This is a genomic window from Paenibacillus sp. FSL P2-0136, assembly GCF_037975325.1.
Lineage (GTDB): Bacteria > Bacillota > Bacilli > Paenibacillales > Paenibacillaceae > Paenibacillus_AQ > Paenibacillus_AQ silagei.
The window spans coordinates 1,577,166-1,601,106 of record NZ_CP150244.1 but is presented as its reverse complement, the minus strand read 5'-3'; the positions used below and the strand labels follow the sequence as shown (position 1 = coordinate 1,601,106).

Here is a 23,941-nt window from a genome sequence, read left to right as displayed (position 1 = left end):
ACGCAGGTCCATACCACTCTCAGGCGAGTTATCGTTCGCTTAGCTCCGCTTGGCATTACCCAAGATACTCCCGAGGCGTAATTCGCAGTCCGCTTGTGTGTACCGGGTTCCATCGACCCCCGGCTCTCTGGGAACAGGGACAAGGCTGCTACTGGCTCGTTCAACGTATACCAACTATAAGATTACAGAAAGTATAGCCGCTCCGCAAAAGGTTGTCAATGCAGAGCACCACCGCAATTAAACCGCCTGCTCCGGCAGCGAGAAAAATGTTACATGCACCTGAATCCGTGATACATTAGGTAGAGGAAACAACCGTTCTTCAAAGCACATTACAAATTATCTTAAGACAAAGGAGAGTCAGCAGCTTATGAAGAGTATCGCAGTGTTCTGCGGTTCCAGTGAAGGGGCTTCGCCCGTATACAAGGAATCCGCTATTCTACTCGGCAAGGAGCTTGCCGCACGTAACATTACGCTGATCTATGGCGGAGCTACTGTAGGGTTGATGGGCGCTATTGCAGATAGCGTGATGCAGGCGGGAGGCCGCGTGATCGGGGTGCTGCCGCATTTTCTGAAGCAAAGAGAAATCGAGCACACCCGTCTGACAGAGCTGATTATGGTAGACTCTATGCACGAGCGGAAGCTTAAGATGTCTGAGCTGGCGGACGGATTCATTGCTATGCCGGGCGGCCCGGGCACGATGGAAGAGTATTTCGAGATCTTCACCTGGGCGCAGCTCGGCCTGCATCAGAAGCCCTGCGGACTGCTTAATGTGAATCATTATTATGATCCGCTGATTGCCCTGTTCAGCAACATGGCCCGGGAACAATTCATGCAGGAGAAGCATCATTCCATCATGCTGAACGCTACCACGCCGGAGGGCATTCTGCAGCAGTTCGCAGAGTATACGCCGCCTCCAGTGAAGCAATATCTTACAGATGAGCGTACTTGAAAAGTCTCTGCCCTCCTTATAACGCAATACACTATGCGCGAGACTGCAGCTATAGCCTGACCACTATGTAGCCTGCCTGTTCCTGCCAGAAAGAGGTTATACCTATGTCGTTGTCTGCTTATTCCGGTTATGATGCGCTGGGGCTTGCCGCCCTAGTGAAGGCACGGGAGGTCTCTGCAAGTGAGCTTGTGGAAGCCGCCTATGCCCGGATGGATGAGGTGAATCCGCTGCTGAATGCGGTGGTGCGCACCCGCCGGGAGGCCGCGCTGAAGGAGGCTGCGGGGATGCCCCTTGATTCCGGGGATACCCCCCGTCCGTTCGCCGGCGTCCCCTTCCTGCTGAAGGATATCTCCCAGGCGATTGGCGGCGAACCGCTGACCTCGGGCGCTCTGCTGATGAAGGACAATGTAGCGAAAAGGGACTCTAACTATGTGGCCCGTATCCGGCGTGGCGGCTTCATTCCGTTGGGCCATACGAATACGCCGGAATTCGGGCTGAAAAACATCACCGAGCCCCTCCTTCACGGCCCGGCCCGCAATCCCTGGAACCCCGCCTGTTCACCCGGCGGCTCCAGCGGCGGTGCGGCGGCAGCGGTTGCCGCCGGGATCGTCCCGGCCGCCGGAGCCAGTGACGGCGGCGGCTCCATCCGCATACCGGCCTCGTTCACCGGCCTGTTCGGGCTGAAGCCGACGCGCGGGCGTACGCCGGTCGGCCCGGGAATCGGCCGCCAGTGGCAGGGCGCGTCGATTGATTTTGCGCTGACCCGCTCTGTGCGGGATAGCGCCGCGATGCTGGATCTGCTGCAGGTGGTGCAGCCGGAAGCAGCTTTTCAGACGCCGCTGTATCCGGGCGTCTACCTGGACGATCTGTTGAGGCCTGCGCAGCGGAAGCTGCGGATCGCCTTCACCACCGCTTCGCCGGTGGGAACACCGGTATCCGCTGAGGCGGTAGAGGCCGTGCTGAAGACGGTCAAGTGGCTGGAGTCCGAGGGCTATGAGGTGGAAGAGAAGCTGAGCCCGGTCAACGGGGTGCGGCTGATGGACAACTACTATACGATGAACGCCGGAGAAGTATCCGCCATGTTCCTGTCGCTTGAGAGCGCCATGGGCCGTGCAATTAAGGCAGAGGAAGTGGATATTGTCACCTGGGTGCTGGCCGAAGCCGGGAAGCAGGTCTCGGCGGCAGAGTTCGTACACAGTCTGCACGAATGGGATGTAGCCGCTGCGCAAATGGCTGCGCTGATGGACCGCTTCGATCTGTATATTACTCCGGCTAATGCAGACTCCGCTCCGAAGGTCGGAGAGCTGACCCAGACCATGGCGGAGACAGAGAAGCTGATGCAGATCAGCGGGCTGCCGAAGGACGCGCAGCGGCGGATGATCTACGAGATGTTCGAGCCGAGCCTGACGTACACGCCCTTCACCCAGCTTGCCAACCTGACCGGCCAGCCCGCCATGAGCGTGCCGGTGCATCTTACGGCCGAAGGAATGCCGATCGGCGTCCAGGTCATGGCCTCCAAAGGGCGCGAGGACCTGCTGCTCCAGCTCGCTGCTTGTCTGGAGCAATCCCCGCTGTGGGTGGGGATGAGCGGGAATCCTGGATTTGCCTGAGTTTGCCTGATGCCTATACGAACCCAGGGCGGGAATGAAGCAGGTGATTGTATTTTATACAGCAGAATCCGTGTAAAAGCCTTTAAAAACACATTCTGCTGTATTTACTGCAATAGAATTCTGCAAATCCGCCCGGTTCAGGCTGTATCGCAAAAATCTAATGTACGAAGTACAATCGATCGCTGAAATAGAGCCTTTTCGCTTCATCTGACTGCACAAAATACAATAGAATACTTCCGGGGCCGGGCACCTACCCGACTCTCCTTGGTCCGGTTCCTCTAGCCTATAGCCCCCTTCAGCCCATTAAGCGGTTTCTGTTACCTACAGCGACCCATCAGCCCTCTACCAGAAAAGTTGCATTGAACTTCCGCAGCAGCTCCCCGAACAGCTGTCCCTCCTCCTCTGACCAGCCCTTTAGCAGTTGTTCGATCATCTCCTGCCGGACCTGCCGGTTCTCCTCCAGACTTGCTTGGCCCGTCTCCGTAATCTGCAGCGAATAAGCCCGCCCGTCCACAGGGTCCGGCACCCGGGTGATGTACCCCTTACTCTCCAGTGAGGCAGCCTGCCGGCTGACCGTAGAAATATCCAACTGAAACTCATCGGAGATTGCCTTTATCCCGGCAGTTCCTTCACGAGAGGCAATGTGATGCAGCAGCAGGTAAGCCGCACGATCCAGATTGCCGATTTTTTTGAACGTGGTAATTGAAGTGAGACGGCGGAACAGAACCGCCATTTCCAGCTCTATTGTCTCAATTGAATGTTTGTCCATGCCGATTGCCCCTCTTCTCTTTTATTCATTGACTTTACTCTTTCCACTTGTATAATACAAGTATATACTTTCATGATACAACTTATTTCTGCAAAAGCTAATTTTCAGGGGGAACCGGTATGAAAGCCCATGAATTCATGGTCCGTCAGGTGTATAAGGTTAAGCAGGAGGACACCGTACGGACTTTTATTGAGAAATGTATTGCCCACCGGATCAGCGGTATGCCTGTCGTGAATGACCGGAATGAGATTGTCGCCTACCTCAGCGACGGGGATATTATGCGCTATATCGGCAGGCATGAGGATCTGATTGTGGATTCTTTTTTCCAGATTAATGTGTTCGTCGGGGATAATGATCTGTTCGAGGAACGGGCGCAGAAGCTGCTGGGTCTGAACGTAATGGCTATCGCCAAGAAGAAGGTCATCACCGTGCATGCCGAAGAAGATATTGAAGCCATCGCCACTATCCTCGGCAAAAAGCAAATCAAAAAGGTTCCCGTTGAACGGAACCATGTGCTGGTCGGCATCATCAGCCGCGGCGATGTGATCCGCCATTCCTTCAAGGCGCTGCTCTAGGATGAACAATCCCCTCCACTACGCCTGCTTATCCTCATATGCTGCCTGACTGTCCTGCGTCTCTCCCCGGCAGCGGCTACATATTCGAAATGGCGCTTACGCTCTCCTTGTGATAGTTGCGGCACCCTGCTTTTTATGTCATTGTTGAAGCAGATGTAGTCCATTCGTCAGGTATAGTCTTTTCATAAGGAGAGAACCATCTGTGCTGCCTATTCATGAAATCATCGCCAATCCCAAAGCCAGAGAGATCTATTTCACGGTCAGAAAACACGGTACCGTCTCCAAGCAGACCCTGCTGGACGAAAGCGGACTGACCATAAGCACGTTAACACGCATCCTGGATGAACTGTTGTCCCAGGAGCTTCTGGTTGAGGTCGGCTTCGGCGAATCCACCGGAGGACGCCGCCCTACCCTCTATGAGACGAATCCATCTTACGCTTATCTGCTGGGGCTGGAGATCTCCCGTACCCATGCCAAGCTTGTGCTGACAGACTTTCATCTGCGCTTGCTGGGCGAGCATACCTGGAACATGGATGCAGGGCTTACCCCCGAGCTTCTAATGGAGTCGCTCCACAGACAAGGCTTACAGATGCTTGACGCAGCCTCTGTCCAGCTTAGCCGGGTCGCCGGTCTTGGCATCGGTGCGGTTGGTCCGCTGGATCGCACAGCCGGAGTTATCCTGAATCCGGCCCGTTTTCCTGCAGAGGGCTGGTCACAAGTACATATCAAGGAACAGCTGGAGCAGCGCCTGGGGGTGCCTGTTTATCTGGATAATGGAGCCAATACGGCACTGCTCGGCGAATACTGGGCCGGCAGCAACCGGATGCAGCAGCACCTTCTCTATCTCCATGCCGGAATCGGCCTGCGCTCCGCTATTATGAACGATGGGCGGCTGCTCTACGGCATAATCGATACCGAGGGAGCGGTCGGGCAGATGATCATTGACCGCGCGGGAGTACCGCCGCAGCTTCCCGGCGGCAACGCCGGGGCCTGGGAGAGCTATGTGTCGGTCCGGACGCTGGAGGGGCAGGCCCGCGAGGCCTGGCGGCTGGACAGCAGCACAAGCCTCCGTGCTCTGGCAGAGCATGCGGAGGCTTTGGAATTCGTCCATCTGCTGGAAGCGCTCCGGGAGCGCGATCGTGTGATGGTCCGGTTATTTGATGAGATGGCGGTGGCCTGCGGCATCGGGCTGGCGAACCTGATTAACATCCTCCACCCGGAGGAGGTCATCCTGGGCGGCCCGCTGTTCCTCGCCGCAGATTTCTACGAGACCGCCACGCGGATCGCCCTGGAGCGGACCTACTACCGCGGACAGTACAATGTCCGCTTCACCCGGAGCAGCCTGGGCGAGCGCGCAGTTGCAACAGGTGCATGTGCTCTGGTGCTGCACCAGTTGACGAGCTGAGAGGGCGTACCGCATTCCCGCCCTGCGCCTGCTTTAGGCCGGGATAAGGTGCACTTCTGCACCTTACTCCTGCCCATCGCCAACTTTCAGCGATTTCAAGTGCACTTTTACACCTCATTCTCGCCCAACGCCAACTTTCGGCTAATTCTGGTGCACTTCTGCACTTCATTTCCACCCATCGCCCACTTTCGGCCAATTCAAGTGCACTTTTACACCTTATTCCCGCCCCAACGCCCGCTTTCAGTTAGCGGGTTTGGCTGGGTTCCGGCAATGTTGCACCTTTTGCAGGATTTCTCTACATTGGTTACTGGCTGTGGAGCTATTGTTGCAGATTTTACAGGAATTTCGGCGAACCGGTGCTAATTGGATCTGTGTTGTTGCAATTTGTGCAGGATTCCTGCGCTGGCTGCTCCTATGGGGCTGCATTGTTGCACTTTATGCACAATCTGCCTACGGTCGCTGCAATTGAGCTAGAAATGTTGCATTTTAAGCACACTCCCCGCTCAAGTCGCTCCCATTGAGCTGCAATGTTGCACTTTTTGCACATTCTGCCCACGGTTGCTACTATCGTGCTAGAATTGTTGCACTTTATGCACACTCTCCGCTCAAGTCGCTCCTATTAAGCTACCGTTGTTGCACTTAATGCACCATCCCACCACTGCCGCTCCTCATTCCCGCTTTCAGCCAGCTTGCAACTTTACTTATTCCCCCGGCTCCAGACAGAGCCGGAGCAGATCGTCCACATGGGCAGTCGCCAGGCATTCAACCGTATCCGCAGAGCCGTAATAGATCTTGACCTCGCCGTCATCCTCCAGAATCATCCCGCCGGGGAAAATCACATGATTACGGAAGCCCCCGCCAATCTCATAATCCGTCTCCGGCGCCAGCAGCGGCTGCTTACTCATGCCGAGCACCTTGCGGGGGTCCTCCAGATCCAGCAGCATAATTCCGGCAGTATAGCGCTTCTTCCAGGTGTCCTCCCAGCCGTGCTTGCCTCTGGCCGGGTCTACATCCACCGCATGGAAGGTGGTCAGCCAGCCCTTGTCCGTCCGGACGGGAGGCGCAGCCGGACCGACCTTGTCATTGGCAAACGGCACCTGCTCGACGGCGAGCAGCAGGCTGGAGTTGCCCCAATGCACAAGGTCTGGCGACTCGGAGATCCAGGCGTCGAAACGATCCCGGCCGCCGCGGCTGTACACCGTGAAGGGACGCTCCAGCCGGACGTATTTGCCGCCAATCAGCTCGGGAAACAGCACCATATTGCGCAGGTCCGGTGTGGACAGGCTGAGTACCTCAAAGTGTTCCAGATCATCGGTGACGGCAATTCCGCCGCGGATGCCATGGCGTGTATCCACGGCAAAACACATATAACAGCGGCCGCCGAGCACGGTCAGGCGCGGGTCGTAGGCACGGATAATTTCCTCATCGTGCATTTTGAACACCGGCTTCGGGCCGGCGGTCCAGCTCAGCCCGTCGTCGCTGTAGGCAATGCCGAGATCCGTGGTGTGGTGCGGCTCAAGCGTCTGATCGGCCAGCGAGCCGTAATCATTGCGGAAGATCATCACATATTTGCCGTTGAATTTCGTTACACCGGCATTGAATACCAGTGCGGTGGAGTAAGGAACCTTCGCTGCATCCAGCACCGGATTGCCCGGATACCGCCGGATGAACGGGGCGGATTGCAGAATCGCCGGAATGTGTAGTGTCATGGGGTGTACCTCCTTAAATGTTGAATGTTGAGTGTTTCATGTTGTCTATAGTCTGTGCAGAGCCCTACAGCTACCCCTTCAGGGAACCGGCGGTCATCTGCATGAAGGATTTGTTGGCGAACAGATAGGCGACGAGAATCGGCAGAATGGATAAGCAGGCGCCCGCCATCATGTAGTGGGTCTGGGAAGCGGCCGAAATCCCGTATTTCAGGTTCGCCAGCCCGACGGTCAGCGTCTGCAGCTCCGGCTTCGTCATCGTGAACACGAGCGGCAGCAGATATTCATTCCACGCGCCGCGGAAGGTGAATAAGGCGCCTACACCAAGTCCGGGTCCGAGCAGCGGCAGAATGATCCGCCAGAAGGTCCGGCCCGGGGAGCAGCCGTCGATCAGCGCCGCCTCGTCCAGCTCGCGGGGAATCCCCTTCATGAAGCTGAACAGAATGAAGAAGATCGAAGCATGGGCGGAGATCAGAATCAAAATAACGCCCCACAGGCTGTTGTGCAGATGAAGCTTAACCATCAGATCGAACTGCGGACGCAGCACAACCGCCCCTACTGCCACGAACATGGTGAAGGACTGCAGTCCGATATACAATTTTTTGCCGGCAAAATCCATCCGGTCCACTACATAAGCCGCCATGGATGATACCAGAAGCGTGCCGACCACTGCCGCCAGAGAAACCATCAGGCTGTTCAGCGTATATCTGGAGAAATTCGCCTGCGACCAGGCTTCGGCATAGTTCGAGAAGTGCCAGCTCTCCGGCAGGAAAGTCGCTCCCGCAGTAAGCTCAGCATTGGTCTTGAAGGAGCCCAGGATCGTGATTACGACCGGAATCAGGGTGATAAAAGCAACAGTCAGCAAAAAAATCCACAGGATGATTTTACCCAGTATGGTTCTTAGTCTCATAATAGCCTCTCTCCTCAATCGGTCTGATTCATACGTCTGGATGCGTAGAAATAAATGAGTGATATCATCCCTACAATGACCGCAGACACAAAGGCGACCGCACTGCCGTATCCGAACTCCTGGACCTGAACCGCCGCGCTGCCCCCGCCGACAGGGAAAAATAATTTGTACAAATACAGGAACATGACCTCCGTCTTGCCTACAGGACCGCCTTCAGTCAGTACCATGATGCTCTCGTAGCCCTTCAGGGCTGTGATGATCGCCAGCATAATAACCATCTGCATGACAGGCCCGAGCATCGGCAGGGTGACATAGCGGAACTGCTGGATTTTGCCTGCCCCGTCCAGAGAAGAAGCCTCGTACACATCCTCGGGAATATTCTGCAGACCGGCGAGGAAGAGCAGCATGTAATTGCCGACCGCCCCCCAGGCCGCAACCAGAATGACGGTGAGCATGGCATATTTCGGCCCCAGCCAGTCCACACCCGAATCGGAGAGGCCAGAGCGGATCAGGAACTGGTTGAGAATTCCGTTATACGAGTTGAAAATCGTGAAGAAGACTACAGCCATTACGGCAGTACTGATGACGGTAGGCATGAAGAAAATCCCCCGCAGCAGCTGTCTGCCCCGCAGCCCCCGGTTCAATATGGCGGCCAGCAGCAGGGCCAGCGGAATGGTGATCAGCAGCTTGCCGCCTGCATAGACAAACGTATTCACCACCGAATCCCAGAACTGGGTATCCTTCAGAATGCGGCTGAAATTGGCCAGACCGGTAAACCGCGCCGTTCCAAACCCTTTGTAATCATAGAACATATAGCGGAACGCCCAGGCAATCGGGTAAATCCCGAGGACCAGCGTAAGCAAGGCACTTGGAAAGATAAAGCTGTATGAAAATAAGGCATGTTTCGTTTTGTTCATCTGGTTTCTTCCGGCTCCTTTCCTTTACGGCCAGAGCAGAGGGATGAGGAAGCTGCTCCCTCATCCCCCGCTATCCCGGCCTATATATCTCTATCCCTAACCTTTTGTCTATTTGGCGAACTTGCCGCCCAGAGCGGCGGGATCAAAGCCGGCATCCGGCTCGGCCTTCACGCCGTCATTCGCAATCACACTGTCCAGTGCAGCATTATAGCGTTTGTTCAGATCAGCGATAATCGCCTTCAGGTCGCCGCCGTTCAGCATATATTTGAAGAAGGCGTCATCCGATTTCATGCCTTCCGGTGCTACAGACGGATAGACCGGCCACACTCCATCGTACTTGTTCGGCAGGAAGCCTTCGATGCCGTTCACATCCGGTGTCTTGGCTGCTGCACTGATGGACGGAACCATGGAGATGCCGAAGCCTTTTTCCTGATAATCCGTCAGCACCTGATCGCCGTACATGAACTCCATGAACTTCCAGGCTGCTTCTTTGTGCTCTGATTTCGAGCTGAGCGCCAGCCATTGGCCCCCGAGGAAGCCGGAAGCCCCCTTCACATTGCCGTCGATGGTCGGAACTGGAGCAGCCGCCCAGTCAATCTTGGCCGGGAACTGATTCTTGTAGACGCCCGGCTCCGAGGAGTAGGACATGTACATTCCGATCTTGCCTTCCGCAAACTGCGCCCGCAGCGGATCAATATCCAGCGATTCTACACCCGGCAGCATACTGCCGTCGTCCTTGATCTGCTTAAAAGCATTGATGATCGGCTCGAAGCCGCTGAAGTCATAGCGGGCCGTCTTGAAATCATACCCGAAGCCGCCATAGCCGCTCATCTCCGCAACCACCCGCGCCGAACGTGCGAACGCACTGCCGGGGTTCTTGAAGTTCAGGGCGAAGCCGTAAGCACCGTCCGTTTTGCCGGCTGCTGTCAATTTCTTGGCGGTATCCACCAGCTCCTGCAGGGTTGTCGGCGGATGCTCAATGCCTGCTTTGGCGAACAGATCCTTGTTGTACACCAGACGCATGGTCGTTCCATAGTTCGGCAGACTGTAACGCTTGCCGTCAAATTCGTTCAGATCCGGCATGGCCGGGAATTTCGTCTTCATCTCATCGCTCAGGAACTCGTCAATCGGAGCGAGAAAGCCTTTTTTGTAGAAGGTCTGGATGGTATTCTCCTTCGCCCGGATCACATCCGGCGCATCCGAGGTCTGGAAGGACAGATCGAGTGCGGTATCAAAGTCATCGCCCTTGACGACCAGCTCCACTTCAATCCCGTCAGGATTGGATGCGTTGAACTCGGCTACCTTCTCCTTTATAAAATCCGCATCGTGGCGGTCGCCTGTCCAATAGCTGATTTTAGTTTTTTCCCCCGAACCGGCCTTCGCCCCTTCTCCCTTGCCTTCAGCTGCATTGCCGCCGCTGTTACCATTGCCGCAGGCTGCCAAGCCGAGTGCCAGGACCAGGCTCAGAGATGTCATTAGCGTACGCTTCATCATTGGTAGTGCCCCCTTATATACCCTGCTGTATTCGCTTACAACTTGATTATAGTTCTATAGGCGGATTCAGATAAGGCGGGTAAGCCCACATTAAGGGCAGATTTCTGTAGGAGTTGTATACAAACAGGGGAGGCAATCTCCGCCCTGCGGAAATCCCTCCCCTGCTGATTGCTATTCTTTTCCAATATAATGCAATTTGAACTCCGACGGAGTCATGCTCGTATATTTCTTGAATACCTCGCTGAAATAGCGCCTGTGCTCATACCCGAGATCCTGGGCGATCTCCTGAACCTGCCGGCCGCTGATCAGCATCGCCTTCGCCTTCTCCATCTTCTCATGCATCACATACTGCTGGAACGAAATTCCCTGCACCTTCTTGAACAGATTGGAGAAATACCCCTGGCTAAGGTTAATCTGCTTCGCCATCTGCTCCAGTGACAGCCCCGTGTCCAGATGACTATGGATGTATTCGACGGCTTGGCGGATAATCCGTGTGGACTCCAGAGAACGGGCCTCCGTAACCAGCGCACAGGCCTCCCGGCACAGCCAGGACAGCAGGTCCCGGATATCTTGCAGGGAAGGATGCATCTGGTTCTTCAGGGCGGAAATTCGGAGCTCCAGCGGCTCCACCTGCCCGTAAGGGAACTGCTCCAGCAGGACCCGGCAGATCCTGGAGCTCAGCTCATAGCCGACACTTTCCACATAACGCGGCTCAGGCCAAAGCCCGCTGTCCAGCAGCTCCGCGAACAACTGCTCCAGCACCTGCAGGCTTTTGGCGGAATTGCCGGAACGCAAGGCGAACAGCAGCTCCTGCTCGGCGGCGGCAGAATAGCTGTGGAGCGAGAGAGGTTTATTCTCGATATTGCTATAATGAAATACCCCGTTGCCCCCGGTATAGAAATGATACCCCAGGGCGCTCAGCGCCTGTCTGTACGCCGTACCCAGCCCCTGAATCGCCGCCGTGCCCAGCCCCACGCCAATAGAAATGGTATGACGCGAGAAACGGCTTACATTCGTACAGCAGGCCTCCGTAATCAGCGCGGCGGTCTCCGGGTCCGAACCGTTCATGATGCAGACGTACCGGTCTGTCGCCTCCCGGATAATAATGCCGCGGGTCCAGGCGGAAATCGTCTCTTCAAGAATATTGTGCAGGCTGAACCTCAGCAGCTCGACCTCCTGCACAGGCTGGCCGCCCAGCTTCTCCGCGAAATGATCGATCTCGGCGACAAACACGAAGAAATCATGCTGGTCCAGCGGGATATCAAGATAGGCCCAGCGGGAACGGGCATCTGTCTCTGTCGTCTGGTGGTGCAGCAGGAAGGTGAGATATTCCTGGCGGAGAATAGGCAGACTTTCCCTGATTCTCGCCTCCATCACAGCAAGTCTGGCCGTCTCCTGACGCTCCTCCCGGCACAGCTCCCTGGCCTTCAGCACTGCATTCACAATCTCCTCCAGGGAAAAGGGCTTCTTCACGAAATCAAGTGCCCCCAGCCGGATCGCTTCCTGGGCATAAGAGAACTCCGAGTAGGCGCTGAGAATAATAATCTTGCAGTCCGGCAGCACCTCCAGAATCGCCCGGGTCATCTGCAGGCCGTCCATTCTTGGCATGCGGATATCCGTCAGCACAATGTCCGGACGGGTCTCGCGGATGATCTGCAGCCCCGCTTCGCCGTCAAGCGCCGTACCGGCGACCTCAATACCGTACTCCTGCCACGGCGGCTTGCGCGAGACCATCTCCACCACACTTTTGATATCGTCGATTACACATAATTTGAACTTTTCCGGCTCCAGCTTCCAGTCCATCCTTCAACGCTCCTCCTCTGAGGGAATCCACAGATCCGTCCGTGATCCCTTACCTGGCTCGCCGCCCACATCCATACGGGCTTCATCCCCGTAATACAGCGCCAGCCGGTGCCTGATGTTGAACAGGGCATAACCTTTCCTCGACTGCGGAACCGTGGCCATCCCCTGCTTGACCTGTGCAGCATCAAGTCCCCGTCCGTTGTCGGTAATACAAATATGCAGCATCCCCTGCTCCCGGCTGACCGTGATGTCTATCCTGCCTCCTATGGTCCGGTCGCTGAAGCCATGCTGAATGCTGTTCTCCACCACCGGCTGCAGGATAATCTTCGGCAGCAGGCAGGACAGCAGAGCCTCGTCCTCTACCGTCACCGTGTATTCGAACAGACCTTCATAGCATTTCTGCTGAATGGCAAAATACTGCCGCATATGGGACAGCTCATCCGCAAGGGTAATCAGATCCTTGCCGCCGCTGAGTCCGATCTGGAACATCTGCGACAACGACAGGATCATCTCATTTACATCGTCATTCTCGCCCATGACCGATTTGCAATAGATGGTATTGAGCGTATTGTACAGAAAGTGCGGCTCCATCTGCGCCGTAAGGGCACGGATCTCTGCATGCCGTTTGCCCTCCTCCTTGGTCTTCACATCCGCGATCAGCGTCTTAATCTCCGACATCATCCGGTTGAACTGAAAGCCGACCTGGGCAACCTCATCCTCATAACGGCTCTCATACACCACACTGAGCTGGTTCTCTTCGACTCTGCGCATCAGCCGCCGCAGCTTGAACAGGGGCTTCAGCAGTACAGATGTCAGCTTATTCGAAATGAGCCAGGTCGCCAGCAGGAAAACAACGATGACATAGAGGGTGATCCGCTGCACCCGCTGCAGCTTGCCCAGCAGCTGGTCCCGCGACTGCATGCCGGAGATGATCCAGTCGTGTGATACGGCTGAGCTTGTATAATTCACCAGATATTCCTTGCCGCCATAGCTGTAGTAGTGATCCTGCGGATCGGCCGCTTTTCCGGCTTCGACAAGCACCGGCTTCCAGGGGAACCTGCCCCGGAACGGCCAGCGGGACTCCACCACAGCCTCTCCTTCCCCGCTCACCAGATAATAATTTCTCCCTGCTTGTTCTCCGCCTGTATTCAGCAGCTCATCGATCCGGCTCTCCCTGATATTGACCACAATAAATACATTGCTGATCGGCGTGTAAGGGTATTCATAAATTCCCCGGACTACGAAGGAGACCACCCTCTGGCTGCCTGTGAACAACCGGTCATAATGTCCTTTGGCCCAGTAGCCGCCCGGCTGCTCCTTGCTCAGATCATATAATTCCGACCCGTAGAACGAGTTGTCCTGCGCCCGGATCTGCGTAGTGGGATAGAAATCGCCAATCGGGGTTACGATTAGCACACTCTCAATGATCGGCTGATTGAACATTGCCTGAGAGAGGACATATTGCAGATCGGACAGGTGTACATAGTAATTCGACACCTCATGGCTGAACACATCGAGCATCATCTTGCGGTACGCATCGCTCAGCATCAGGGACTGTACAGACAGCGCTACATCATTCAGGCGGGAATCCAGCAGCTGGGCCGTTTTGCTTACGGTCTCCCGGCTGCCGGCGTAAGCATTATCCTCGATCTCCTGCGCGGCAATCCAATATGAGAAGGTGCCCATTGCACCGATGGACAGCGTGATCAGCACGATGAACGAGAACAGAATCCTCTGTTTGATGGATATCCGGTAATACCTGCCGGCGATCTGCCGCCCGAGCTGCCGGCCATAGGCTGTGAATGTATTCATAGCTTTTCCTTCTGAAGCATGTACCTTGTACCTCCCTTTGGTTATCGGTTCTTGTCACTTGTACGATACGGCTGCTCCGGCCCGGCGTCAAGACAGGGCATGATAATTCGGCAGATTCCGCTGCCTATTTGAACAAAATCATCCTGCGGGTAAGGGATGCTGACGACTTCTCTCACCTATTGCTTGGATGGGGGGCAGAGCATTGTTGCACTTTTTGCAGGATTCATCTATAAATGTTACGGGGTCGAAGTACAATGTTGCATTTTTTGCACAAATTTTGATAGTTAGAGCAAGTTATCGCTGGATATGTTGCAGTTTGTGCAGGATTCCGGCAGAGGCCGCTTCTATGGGGCAGTATTGTTGCACTTCTTGCAGCATTCTTCTATACATTTTTTTAGTACATACCTATCCACAGGCGGCGTAAATCATAATTTCTCAACAAAAAAAGGCTGGAGCCCCCCGCATAACGGAAGGCCCCCTGCCTATATAACCGGTCTAATTATCTCTTCGGCTCCAGACAGAGCCGGAGCAGATCATCCACATGAGCCGTGGCCAGGCATTCCACCGTATCGGCTGCACCGTAATAGATTTTGACCTCGCCCGAGTCCTCCAGGATCATCCCGCCGGGGAAAATGACATCGTTGCGGAAGCCGCCTGAAATTTCATACGCTGCCTCCGGCACCAGCAGAGGGGCTTCCGCCCGGCCGATAATCTTGCTCGGATCTTCCAGATCCAGCAGCATAATTCCGGCGGTGTAGCGCTTCTTCCAGGTGTCCTCCCAGCCGTTCTTGCCCCGGGCAGGATCGAGATCCACTGCATGGAAGGTGGTCAGCCAGCCCTTGTCCGTCTTCACCGGAGGCGCACCTGGACCTACCTTATCGTTGGCATAAGCCACTTGCTCCACGGCCAGCAGCAGCTTATGGTTCCCCCAGTACTTCAGATCGGGGGAATCGCTCATCCACATATCGAAGCGGTCGCGGCCGCCCCGGCTGTAGACCGGAAGCGGGCGCTCCAGCCTTACATACTTGCCTCCGATCAACTCCGGGAAGAGTACCATATTGCGGTTATCCGGCAGCGACAGGCTTAACACTTCAAACGAACGGAAATCGTCAGTGACAGCGATCCCTCCGCGCAGCCCGTGACGCGTATCGACCGCGAAGCACATATAACAGCGGTCTCCGACGACACTCAGGCGCGGGTCATACACCCGGACCACCTCTTCATCATGCCAGGACCAGCAAGGCTCCGGCTGTACCTCCCAATGGACGCCGTCATCGCTGAAGGCAAGCCCCAGATTGGTGGTATGATGGGGAGCCACGATTCCCTTGCTCTCATCCCCGTAATCATTGCGGAACACCATGACATATCTGCCCTTGAATTTCGTCACCCCGGCGTTGAATACCATCGCCGGTCCATAGGGTACATCAGAAGGCTTCAGAATCGGGTTAAGCGGATGCCGGACCATCACCGGACTTGAAGTCAGCGTTCCTGTCTTCAGATCGTTCATTGTGCAGATTCCCCTCTGTAAGTTAATAGATGAAAGCGCAACCAGTGTCTTTGCATCCCCTATTATGCATCATCTTGCATAGTTAATCTATAAAATGTTCACATGAAATCTTCCATTTTCAGCTAGTAGAGCATTAGAGCACAAGGACTGAATTTAGTTAATAATTATGGTAACGTTAAAGTTGCATTTGAACCGAGTATTCGGCGATAGTTGTATTCTGTACATCTAAAAACCGTGAAAAGAAAGGTTCGCCTCTTCTAGCTGTACTTTGTACAACTAAATCTGCCGGAATGGGCGATAACCCAGGTAGGGATGCCAGTTTAAATGTATGAAATACAACTAAATGCATATTCAGCGGTACATCATAAGATTTAGTTGTACAAAATACACTTAAGCCTATTGCTGGTACTTAATCGGGTCATAGCAAACCCTCAGAGTGAGATTGGATGCTCTACTGGTGCAGCATCAGATTTAATATTGTGAATATGGGACCATTACCGGACCTTAACGAGCCAGCGTCTCATTCGGATGCTTAGGCGCTGGAACGATAGTAACTGCATTTTGTACATTAGAATACTGTAAAAAAGGCTTCGAAAGTGAATCTATTGTATTCCGTACAATTGAATGTGGAACAAAGGCCAGTTTTCACCCAAAACACAACATTCTACTGTATGAAATACAATAGAATCTCATTTTACGGCCAGTAATCCATTTTCTATTGCAGGAAATACAATCACTACTTGAATGTAAGAGCAGAAAGCGGTAACGGGTGCAGGATCAGCCCAACATCTAGCTTGATGTTCATGCTCAGCCTTTAACACCCCTGAGGTTCATCTTACAATTTTAAAGTTGATGCTCTACTGGTGCAGCATTCCGCCCTGAAGTGCAGCCGCCAACCTGCTGTTGAAGCGGCTGCCCAGCAGCTCATAGCCTTCGGGACCGGGGTGCAGACCATCGGTCAGCAGGTTTCCGTCCGCCGGACCGAACCACTCCAGCCCATCCAGGTAATGCAGATGGCGGTCTCCCCGCGCCTGCAGCAGCTTCACTGTATCCGCGATCTCCCGGCGCATCAGCGGCAGGGTGAAGCCGAGCGGATTCTCCTCTGTCTCACGCTCCGTTCCGTAAATAGCCGAGATGACAACCATAGGTGTCTCTGTATGCTTCTCCCGGATCGTCTCCAGCAGGCCGATCAGCAGCGGCTTGAACATCCGCGGGCTGGAGGACGCTGCGCCGTAGATGTTCACGCCGACGCACAAGGTAATCAGGTCAGCCGGCAGATCCCGGATCAGCCGGCCCGCCATCGGCTCCATCAGGCAGTTGCCGGAGAAGCCTAGATTGGTCAAGTGATAGCCAATCTCTCCGGCGGCGATCACCGGCCAGGTGCGCGACGGGCTAGAAGCCGCTACGCACTGGGTAATCGAGCTTCCATACGTCACCCAGCGGGGCCGCAGGTCCGCCAGCGGTTCGGCAACGGCATCATCATCAATGGCAAGACCGCTGATCGTCATGCCGGTATTCTGCGGCAGATAGATTTCCAGCTCCTTCACACCAGGGGGAAGCCCGGTGAAGCGGGCCTCCGCAGACTGCGCAGCAAGCCGGAGCGTCTGCACCAGCCGGCCGTCAACAACGCAATCCAGCGCTGCGTCCTCGTCAAGCGGTTCAAACCAGAGTGCGAAGGTGCTGGAGCTGGTGGACAGCCCCAGCCGGATACCGGAGCAGATCTCCGCCTTGCCGCCGATCCCATCCGGCGGATATAGATCATAGTCCCGGAACGGAATCCGCCAGGGCTTGATCCCCTCCTGCCGGTGCTCCAGCGAGACCGCCCCATGAAACCAATCCTCCAGCAAAGGGAGGCTCCTCACGTTCTCCACGTTCTTCCCGCTCTCCACACTCTCCACGTTCCCCACACTCTTCCCGTTCCCCACGCTCTTCACGCGCTCCAGGCTCTCCCCGCTCTCCACACTCTCAACGTTCTCCACACTCTTCACGTTCTTCCCGTTCCCCACACTCTTCCCGCTCTCCAGGCTCTTCCCGCTCTTCACACTCTCCGTTCGCTCCGCGCTCTTCTCGTTCTCCACGTTCCCCACACTCTTCCCGCTCTCCACACTCTCCACGTTCCCCACACTCTTCCCGTTCCCCACACTCTTCCCGCTCTTCACACTCTCCGTTCGCTCCGCACTTTTCCTGCTCTCCACACTCTCCACGTTCCCCACGCTCTTCACGCCCTTAACACTCTTCACATTCTCCGCGCCGCTCACTGCGCCTGCCCCGCATCCTGCTCCGCCGCCCCCGGAACGAAATTCTCCCCGAGCCACACATCCTGCTCCAGCAGTCGCTGCTGCAGCTCAGGAATCGAGATACTTCGGGAGTCCGTGCCGTCCCGTAGCGCAAGCGTTGCTGCCGTGCCGCAGGCCTGGCCCATCGAGAAGCAGTTCGGCATGACGCGCAGGGAGCCTTGCACCGCCCGGTCCGAGGACACCGAACGTCCCGCCACCCACAGATTGCGGATGCCCACCGGCAGCATCACCCGGTAAGGTACCCCGTGGGAGACGCCCGGCGGCAGATGATTGAAGGTCATATCACTTTTGCTTGTCGCCAGATGAATGTCAATATAGTAAGCATTGCGCGCTATATCGTCAGGAAAAGAACGCGCGGCCACGAAGTCGTCCACAGTCAGCGTATAATCCCCCTGGATACGCCGCGTCTCCCGGATGCCAAGCTGCTCTCCGCTTGCCACCAGATGCGCCTGTTCGAAGCCAGGCACATACTTGCGGAAGAATTCAAGCTGTCGCAGCACCGTCCGGCGGCCTTCAATCGCTCCGCGTGTCAGGTCCTCAGCCTTCGTTCCGTCCACCCCGAACACATGGCCGAAGTTAACGCCGACCAGCTGATCGCTCACCCAGGCCAGGCCGGAGATCGATTTGCGGCCTTCCGGCAGCGCTCCCTCCAGGATGGCCTGCTCCACCGTCCGGTGCAATTGACCTGTATCTCCCGTCTCCGCCAGGAAGCGGTTGAAGCTTGGACGGTCCACATTCGCAAGCAGATAACACATGCTGCCCGGCTGAAGCTCGCCTTCATCGCCTCCCTTCTGGAACGGCACGCCCGACAGGGCAGCAATATCACCGTCCCCGGTGCAGTCGATGATATAACGGCAGCGGATGAAGGATCTCCCGGATTTATTGACAATGATTACACCCTCTATCGTCTGTCCGTCCGGAGAACGCACCACATCGTAGACAAAGGTGTGGAACAGCGGCGTCACACCGCTATCCAGTACCGCATTGTCATAGACGCGCTTCAACACTTCAGGATCAATCGGCACCCAGTCCAGCATCTCGCGGTATTCCTCCTGATAACCCGGATCACAGGCTTGCTTCATCCGCTCCATCAGCTTCAGCCCGAGGCCGCGGATAATCGGCTTGAGCTTGTCCGTATAGGGACAGAAGGCAGGCACCAGCGCCACGGTCCCCATTCCGCCCAGATACCCCCGCTGCTCCACGATCATGGTGCTTGCCCCGCCTTCGGCAGCGGAGATGGCAGCGGCAATCCCTGCCGCCCCGCCGCCGATGACCAACACATCCACCTCGCGGGAGACCGGCACCTCTGCCTGTGGTACTGTAATATGTCCGTAATTCATTGTTATCCTCCTAAAAGTTTTGATAGCGTAGCTTCACCTGAATCCACCTCGCAAAACTCGCTTCGGAAGCATAGGCTTATCTTCAAATTTATTACCCCTTCACCGATCCGGCCGTCACCTGGATGAAGGTCTTATTCGCCAGAACATACGCCAGCAGCATTGGCAGGATGGACAGACAGGCCCCGGCCATCATCAGGTGAATCTGCATCGCGGCCGAAGAGCCATAGCGGAGATTCGCCAGCCCGACCGTCAGTGTCTGCAGCTTCGGATTAGTCATCGTGAAGACCAGCGGCAGAATGTATTCGTTCCAGGCATGCCGGAAGGCGAAGAGTCCAGCCACGCCAAGCCCCGGAGTCAGCAGCGGGAGAATGATGCGGAAGAACGTACGGATGAAGCCGGAACCGTCCACCATCGCAGCCTCGTCAAGCTCACGGGGAATCGCCTTGAAGAAGCCCTGCAGCATGAAGAAGGTGCTGGAATGGGCGCTGATCAGAATCAGAATAACCCCCCACAGCGTAGTATTCAGATGCAGCGCAACCATCAGATCGAACTGCGGGCGCAGGACAATGGCCCCGACTGAAATGAACATCATGGACGCCTGCACCGTGACATAGATCCTTTTTCCCGGAAAATCACGCCGGTCCACCACATAAGCAGCCATCGAGGCCACCAGCAGCGTCCCCACCGTCACCATTACGCTCATAAATGCACTGTTCCAGGTATAGCGGGCGAAATTAGCCTGCTTCCAGGCTTCAGCATAATTGTTGAATTGCAGCTTGGCGGGAAAAAGCGTTCCCCCAGTCATCATCTCGGCCCCGGTCTTCAAGGAACCGGTCAGCGTCATCAGCAGCGGAAACAAGGTCAGGACCGCCGTTGCCAGCAGGAAAAGCCACATCAGTGTCCGGGTTACGATTCTCCCGGCAGTACCGGGCGTCCGGTCCACCGTCTGCGGCCGCCCTCCGGGCTGCTTGGATATCACAGATTCGTTCATATGGATAAGCCTCCTAATACACCTTGTTCATTTTGCGGCTGAAGAAGAAATACAGGCCGGTTACCGCTCCGACAATCACAGCGGTGGCGAAGCCCACGGCGCTGCCGTAACCGAGCTGCTGCGTTACCGGTGAACCGGTGGATACAGGGAATAGCAGCTTGTAGAGATAGAGATACATGACTTCCGTTTTGCCGATCGGTCCGCCTTCGGTGATGACCATGATGCTCTCATAGCCCTTCAGTGAAGCGATAATCGCCAGCATAATGACCATCTGGGCTACCGGAGCCAGCATCGGAAGCGTAATATTCCAGAAGCGTCTTCCGGCGTTCGCTCCGTCGATGGACGCGCTCTCGTACAGGTCCTGCGGAATGCTCTGCAACCCGGCGAGAAAGAGCAGCATATAGTTCCCGACGGCACCCCATACGGCCACAAGAATAACCGTCAGCATGGCGTGCTTCGGACCGAGCCAGTCGACCGGCTGGGAGACGAGATGCAGCTTCATCAGAACTGTGTTAACCATGCCGTTATAGGAATTGAAGATGTTATAAAAAACAACAGAGATCACTGCGGTACTTATAACCGTCGGCATGAAATAAATGCCCCGGAGCAGATTCGACCCGCGCAGTCTGCCGTTGAGAATAACAGCCAGCAGCAGGGACAGCGGCAGGGTCAGCAGCAGCTTCCCTCCGGCAAAAACGAAGGTATTGCCGACCGATTCCCAGAACAGGGTATCCCGCAGCAGCCGGCTGAAATTGTCCAGCCCGGTAAACAGCGCCTCGCCGTATCCGGCATAATCATAGAACATATAGCGCAGCATCCAGATCAGAGGATAGATGCCGAGCGTGAGTGTCAGAATGATGCTCGGTGCCAGGAACAGGGAATTCTCCCCAAGTCTTTTCCATTTGTAAATCATAATTAGTCTCCTTCAGGGAAAGCAAAGGGGCTGATCCGGGAATCCCGTACAAGCCCCTGTGTAACCCGTTATTCTCCCTGCGGCTTCATTGGATCAAAGGCCGGGTCCGGTGTAACGGTAACCTCACCCTTCTCCACTGCTTTGGACAATGCGTCATTGTATCTTGTATTCAGATCAGCAGCAATGGCCTTGGCATCCCCGCCCGAGAGCATATACTTGAAGAAAGCATCCGCATAGGTAGAGCCTTCCGGCGTGACGTTCGGCACAGCAGGCCAGAGCGAGTCATGCTCACCGACCAGGAAGCCTTCCATACCGCCAATTTCCGGCTTTTTGGCCTGCTCCACAATACTCGGCACTACAGCAATCCCGAAGCCCTTCTCATGATACGTCTTCAGAATATCGTCGCCGTACATGTACTGCATGAATTTCCAGGCGGCCTCCTGATGTGCCGATTTCGCGCTGATCCCGAGCCAGGTGCCGGCGGATACGATCTCCGAGGTTCCCTTAATCTGCCCGTCCAGCGTAGGGGCCAGGGCACCTGCCCAGTTGATTTCTGTCGGGAACTGGTCCTGGTATACGCCGGGCTCCGTCGAGAAGCTGAGGTACATGCCGATTTTGCCTGCGGCAAATTGGGCGCGCAGCGGGTCGATATCCAGTGTCTCCGCCCCCGGCAGAATACTTCTGTCTTCGTACATCTGCTTGAAATACTCGATAACCTGAGAGTAAGGCGCGAAGTCGAACTGGCCTGTCTTCAGGTCAAAGCCAAGGCCCTGGTAGCCGCTCAAGGAGAGAATCTCGCGGATCGAACGGTCAAAGGCCGCCTTCGGGCTTTTGAAGTTCAGCGCGAAGCCGTATATGCCCTCGGCTTTGCCGGCTTCAGTGATTTTTTTGGCATCATCGACCATTTCCTGCAACGATACCGGAGGATTCGCGATGCCTGCTTTGTCAAAGAGATCCTTATTGTAGATCAGACGCAGGGTGAGGCCGGTATTGGCCAAGGAATACACTTTGCCGTCAAAACGGTTGACATTATCGATCAGCAGGCTGCCGAATTTCGTTTTGATCTCGTCGGTCAGGTAATCGTCAATCGGAGCCAGATAGCCTTTTTTGACAAATTCGGGGGTGTTGCCGCTCTTCAAACGCAGGATATCCGGTGCCTGGTTGCTGGTGAAGGCAATGTCAACGCTCTGCGCGTAATTCTCAGACATGACTGTCAGTTCCACCTGGATATTCTCGCCGTTCGTCTCATTGAACTTGTTGATCAGTTCCTTGATATATTCCTGGTCATGACGGTCATCCGTCCAGTACTTAAGCTGTACCGGCTCGCCTGTTTCTGCTGCGGCCGAAGCTGTCGGACTCGCTGTTGCCGCTCCGGATGTTCCCTCTGCCGCACCGCCGCTCTTGTTATTGTTCCCGTTCCCGCCGCAGCCGGCGATTCCGGCGGCCAGCATGAGGCTCAGGCTGAGGCCCAACCATTTTTTCTGCATACGTTCTACCCCTTTGATTGACATTTGTATTGTGAGCTCGTTCTCTATTATAGGCCACCCCTCCCGCAAAAGGAGTGCGGCAGACTCACTCTTGAGGGACAGAATTCTATTCTTTGCGGCAGGCGGCAGCGGCCGGGCTCTCCCGTTACAGCAGGATGCCGTTCTCATCAAATGTCCGGATATACTCCAATAATTCCGCAAAATGGACCCAAGCGATACCCGCCTTTTGATCTGCAGCGCCATAAGACATGATTAGATCCTCCCCCACGACAATACCACCCGTGGTAAACAGACAAGGCGTAGGGTAATCCTCCGGCATCTCCCAATCCCGCTCGGCATACATCAGACGGTCAGAGCACCGGTGAATGATAACCGGAAAATCATTGTCCTGCTCCTTGAGGATCATGAAGGACTGGGTATAGCCAAACTGCACATTTTTCTTCGCGTGATAAGCCACCAGCCACTCCTGATCCCCCAAGGCGATCGGCGGCCAGCTTGCCCCCACTCGATCCTCCTCCCAATCAAACAGCGGACTGGCCAGCAGCCGGTGGACTGCCGCAGGTGAAGCGAAATCCGCAATCGATTCCGCCGCCGCCAGATAAATGGATGGCTTGCCCGCCTGGCCCCCGCCTGCAAAGGGTAGGACATTCATCGGCCGATGCAGCATCACATATTGCCATTTACCTGCAATCCTCATCTTCCCGGGAAACAGGAACACATCACGGTTATCGCTGACATGCCCCTCGGTAAGCGGGCCTACGTACCCGAAAGCGTCTTCATATTCCCCTTCCTTCAGCTTGGCTAAATTCAGCTTGTACAGAACGCTGACCGTATCATTCGCCCGGGCTGATTGAATGAACGGGTCCGAACCCTCTCCGGCAAAAATCCAATCCGGCACGTATTCAAAGCGCGTCTGGACCGGAGGCTGCTGGCTGCTAAGCCAGTAAGGGCCAGGGGGAAACGCCCGGCAGGCCACCGTGACATACAGCTCGTTCCCGACATAGAAGATACGGGGGTCCTCCACACAGCCGTTGGCATAATTCCGCACTCTTTGTCCGTAAATGTCCGTAATGTACAATTCATGTTCTTCATACCCGAGGGCCGGAGCAAGAGCAGGTCTTGAAAAGTCTGCTTCCCAGGTCTCTCCCCCATCCCTGCTCCGCGCATATCCCAAAAAAATCGGATAGGGATCATGGCAGCCCTCTCTTCTCTTCTGCGGCCACGGGCCCGTTGCCCGAAACAGCATATGAATGTCATTCGAGTCAGGGTCCTGGATGATTGCCGGATTCAGAACCATTTTGTCCGCCCAGTCACAGCCTGGTACAGGTTCAAGCGCCGGTTTGTCCAAATAGCGAAATTGTGGTTTCATAGTTCCTCCTGGTTTACCTCCTGAGGTTGAGGTCAGGGGCAGATTCCGTTTTCAGCAAACAACTTATCATAGGCCATCCGCGAATTC

General features: G+C 55.5%; 18 protein-coding genes. 4 read left to right on the top strand and 14 right to left on the bottom strand.

Going from position 1 to position 23,941, the window contains the following annotated elements; all coding sequences use genetic code 11:
• The first annotated feature begins 367 nt into the window (after positions 1–367).
• Both NYE26_RS06660 and NYE26_RS06655 read left to right on the top strand, forming a co-directional pair.
• Entirely contained in the window at positions 368–949 is a 582-nt protein-coding gene (locus NYE26_RS06660) for a TIGR00730 family Rossman fold protein (protein ID WP_036696546.1), read from the top strand.
• Between the two features lie 104 nt (positions 950–1,053).
• On the top strand, positions 1,054–2,559 hold the full coding sequence (locus NYE26_RS06655) for an amidase (RefSeq protein WP_339254805.1): 1,506 nt from the start codon (positions 1,054–1,056) through the stop codon (positions 2,557–2,559).
• A 334-nt stretch (positions 2,560–2,893) separates the two neighbouring features.
• Here the strand turns inward: NYE26_RS06655 and NYE26_RS06650 are convergent, their stop codons facing one another.
• Positions 2,894–3,328, bottom strand: a complete 435-nt coding sequence (locus NYE26_RS06650; protein WP_339254803.1) for a MarR family transcriptional regulator — start codon at positions 3,326–3,328, stop codon at positions 2,894–2,896.
• A 119-nt stretch (positions 3,329–3,447) separates the two neighbouring features.
• Here NYE26_RS06650 and NYE26_RS06645 point away from each other — a divergent pair, with 119 nt between their 5' ends.
• Together NYE26_RS06645 and NYE26_RS06640 are read left to right on the top strand one after the other, a co-directional pair.
• Complete coding sequence (locus NYE26_RS06645) at positions 3,448–3,903, top strand: CBS domain-containing protein (protein ID WP_036696539.1); 456 nt, start codon at positions 3,448–3,450, stop codon at positions 3,901–3,903.
• A 202-nt stretch (positions 3,904–4,105) separates the two neighbouring features.
• Complete coding sequence (locus NYE26_RS06640) at positions 4,106–5,308, top strand: ROK family protein (RefSeq protein ID WP_339254800.1); 1,203 nt, start codon at positions 4,106–4,108, stop codon at positions 5,306–5,308.
• Positions 5,309–6,009: 701 nt separating this feature from the next.
• Here NYE26_RS06640 and NYE26_RS06635 read toward each other — a convergent pair.
• The 13 genes from NYE26_RS06635 to NYE26_RS06575 form a co-directional block, all read right to left on the bottom strand.
• Positions 6,010–7,017 carry a glycoside hydrolase family 130 protein gene (locus tag NYE26_RS06635; protein WP_339254798.1) on the bottom strand — a complete coding sequence of 336 codons (1,008 nt, stop codon included), beginning with the start codon at positions 7,015–7,017 and terminating at the stop codon, positions 6,010–6,012.
• Positions 7,018–7,087: 70 nt separating this feature from the next.
• Positions 7,088–7,924 (bottom strand): carbohydrate ABC transporter permease, encoded by an 837-nt coding sequence (locus NYE26_RS06630; protein WP_076079688.1) that lies wholly within the window; start codon positions 7,922–7,924, stop codon positions 7,088–7,090.
• 14 nt (positions 7,925–7,938) lie between these two features.
• On the bottom strand, positions 7,939–8,841 hold the full coding sequence (locus NYE26_RS06625) for a sugar ABC transporter permease (protein ID WP_036725649.1): 903 nt from the start codon (positions 8,839–8,841) through the stop codon (positions 7,939–7,941).
• A gap of 108 nt (positions 8,842–8,949) precedes the next feature.
• Entirely contained in the window at positions 8,950–10,335 is a 1,386-nt protein-coding gene (locus NYE26_RS06620; protein WP_339254795.1) for a sugar ABC transporter substrate-binding protein, read from the bottom strand.
• Between the two features lie 171 nt (positions 10,336–10,506).
• Entirely contained in the window at positions 10,507–12,138 is a 1,632-nt protein-coding gene (locus NYE26_RS06615) for a response regulator (RefSeq protein WP_339254793.1), read from the bottom strand.
• Between the two features lie 3 nt (positions 12,139–12,141).
• A complete protein-coding gene (locus NYE26_RS06610) occupies positions 12,142–13,950 on the bottom strand; it encodes a sensor histidine kinase (RefSeq protein ID WP_339254791.1) in 1,809 nt (602 codons plus the stop codon).
• Between the two features lie 499 nt (positions 13,951–14,449).
• Positions 14,450–15,457 (bottom strand): glycoside hydrolase family 130 protein, encoded by a 1,008-nt coding sequence (locus NYE26_RS06605; RefSeq protein ID WP_339254789.1) that lies wholly within the window; start codon positions 15,455–15,457, stop codon positions 14,450–14,452.
• A gap of 857 nt (positions 15,458–16,314) precedes the next feature.
• The gene (locus tag NYE26_RS06600) at positions 16,315–17,772 is read right to left on the bottom strand and encodes an SGNH/GDSL hydrolase family protein (protein WP_339254787.1); all 1,458 of its coding nucleotides are present in this window, start codon (positions 17,770–17,772) and stop codon (positions 16,315–16,317) included.
• On the bottom strand, positions 17,712–19,094 hold the full coding sequence (locus NYE26_RS06595; RefSeq protein WP_339254785.1) for an FAD-dependent oxidoreductase: 1,383 nt from the start codon (positions 19,092–19,094) through the stop codon (positions 17,712–17,714). Before NYE26_RS06595 ends, NYE26_RS06600 begins: the two co-directional genes overlap by 61 nt.
• A gap of 91 nt (positions 19,095–19,185) precedes the next feature.
• The gene (locus NYE26_RS06590) at positions 19,186–20,085 is read right to left on the bottom strand and encodes a carbohydrate ABC transporter permease (RefSeq protein WP_339254783.1); all 900 of its coding nucleotides are present in this window, start codon (positions 20,083–20,085) and stop codon (positions 19,186–19,188) included.
• Between the two features lie 13 nt (positions 20,086–20,098).
• Entirely contained in the window at positions 20,099–20,998 is a 900-nt protein-coding gene (locus NYE26_RS06585) for a sugar ABC transporter permease (protein WP_339254781.1), read from the bottom strand.
• Between the two features lie 68 nt (positions 20,999–21,066).
• The gene (locus NYE26_RS06580) at positions 21,067–22,485 is read right to left on the bottom strand and encodes an extracellular solute-binding protein (RefSeq protein ID WP_339254779.1); all 1,419 of its coding nucleotides are present in this window, start codon (positions 22,483–22,485) and stop codon (positions 21,067–21,069) included.
• A gap of 145 nt (positions 22,486–22,630) precedes the next feature.
• Complete coding sequence (locus tag NYE26_RS06575) at positions 22,631–23,854, bottom strand: hypothetical protein (RefSeq protein WP_339254777.1); 1,224 nt, start codon at positions 23,852–23,854, stop codon at positions 22,631–22,633.
• Positions 23,855–23,941 lie beyond the last annotated feature (87 nt).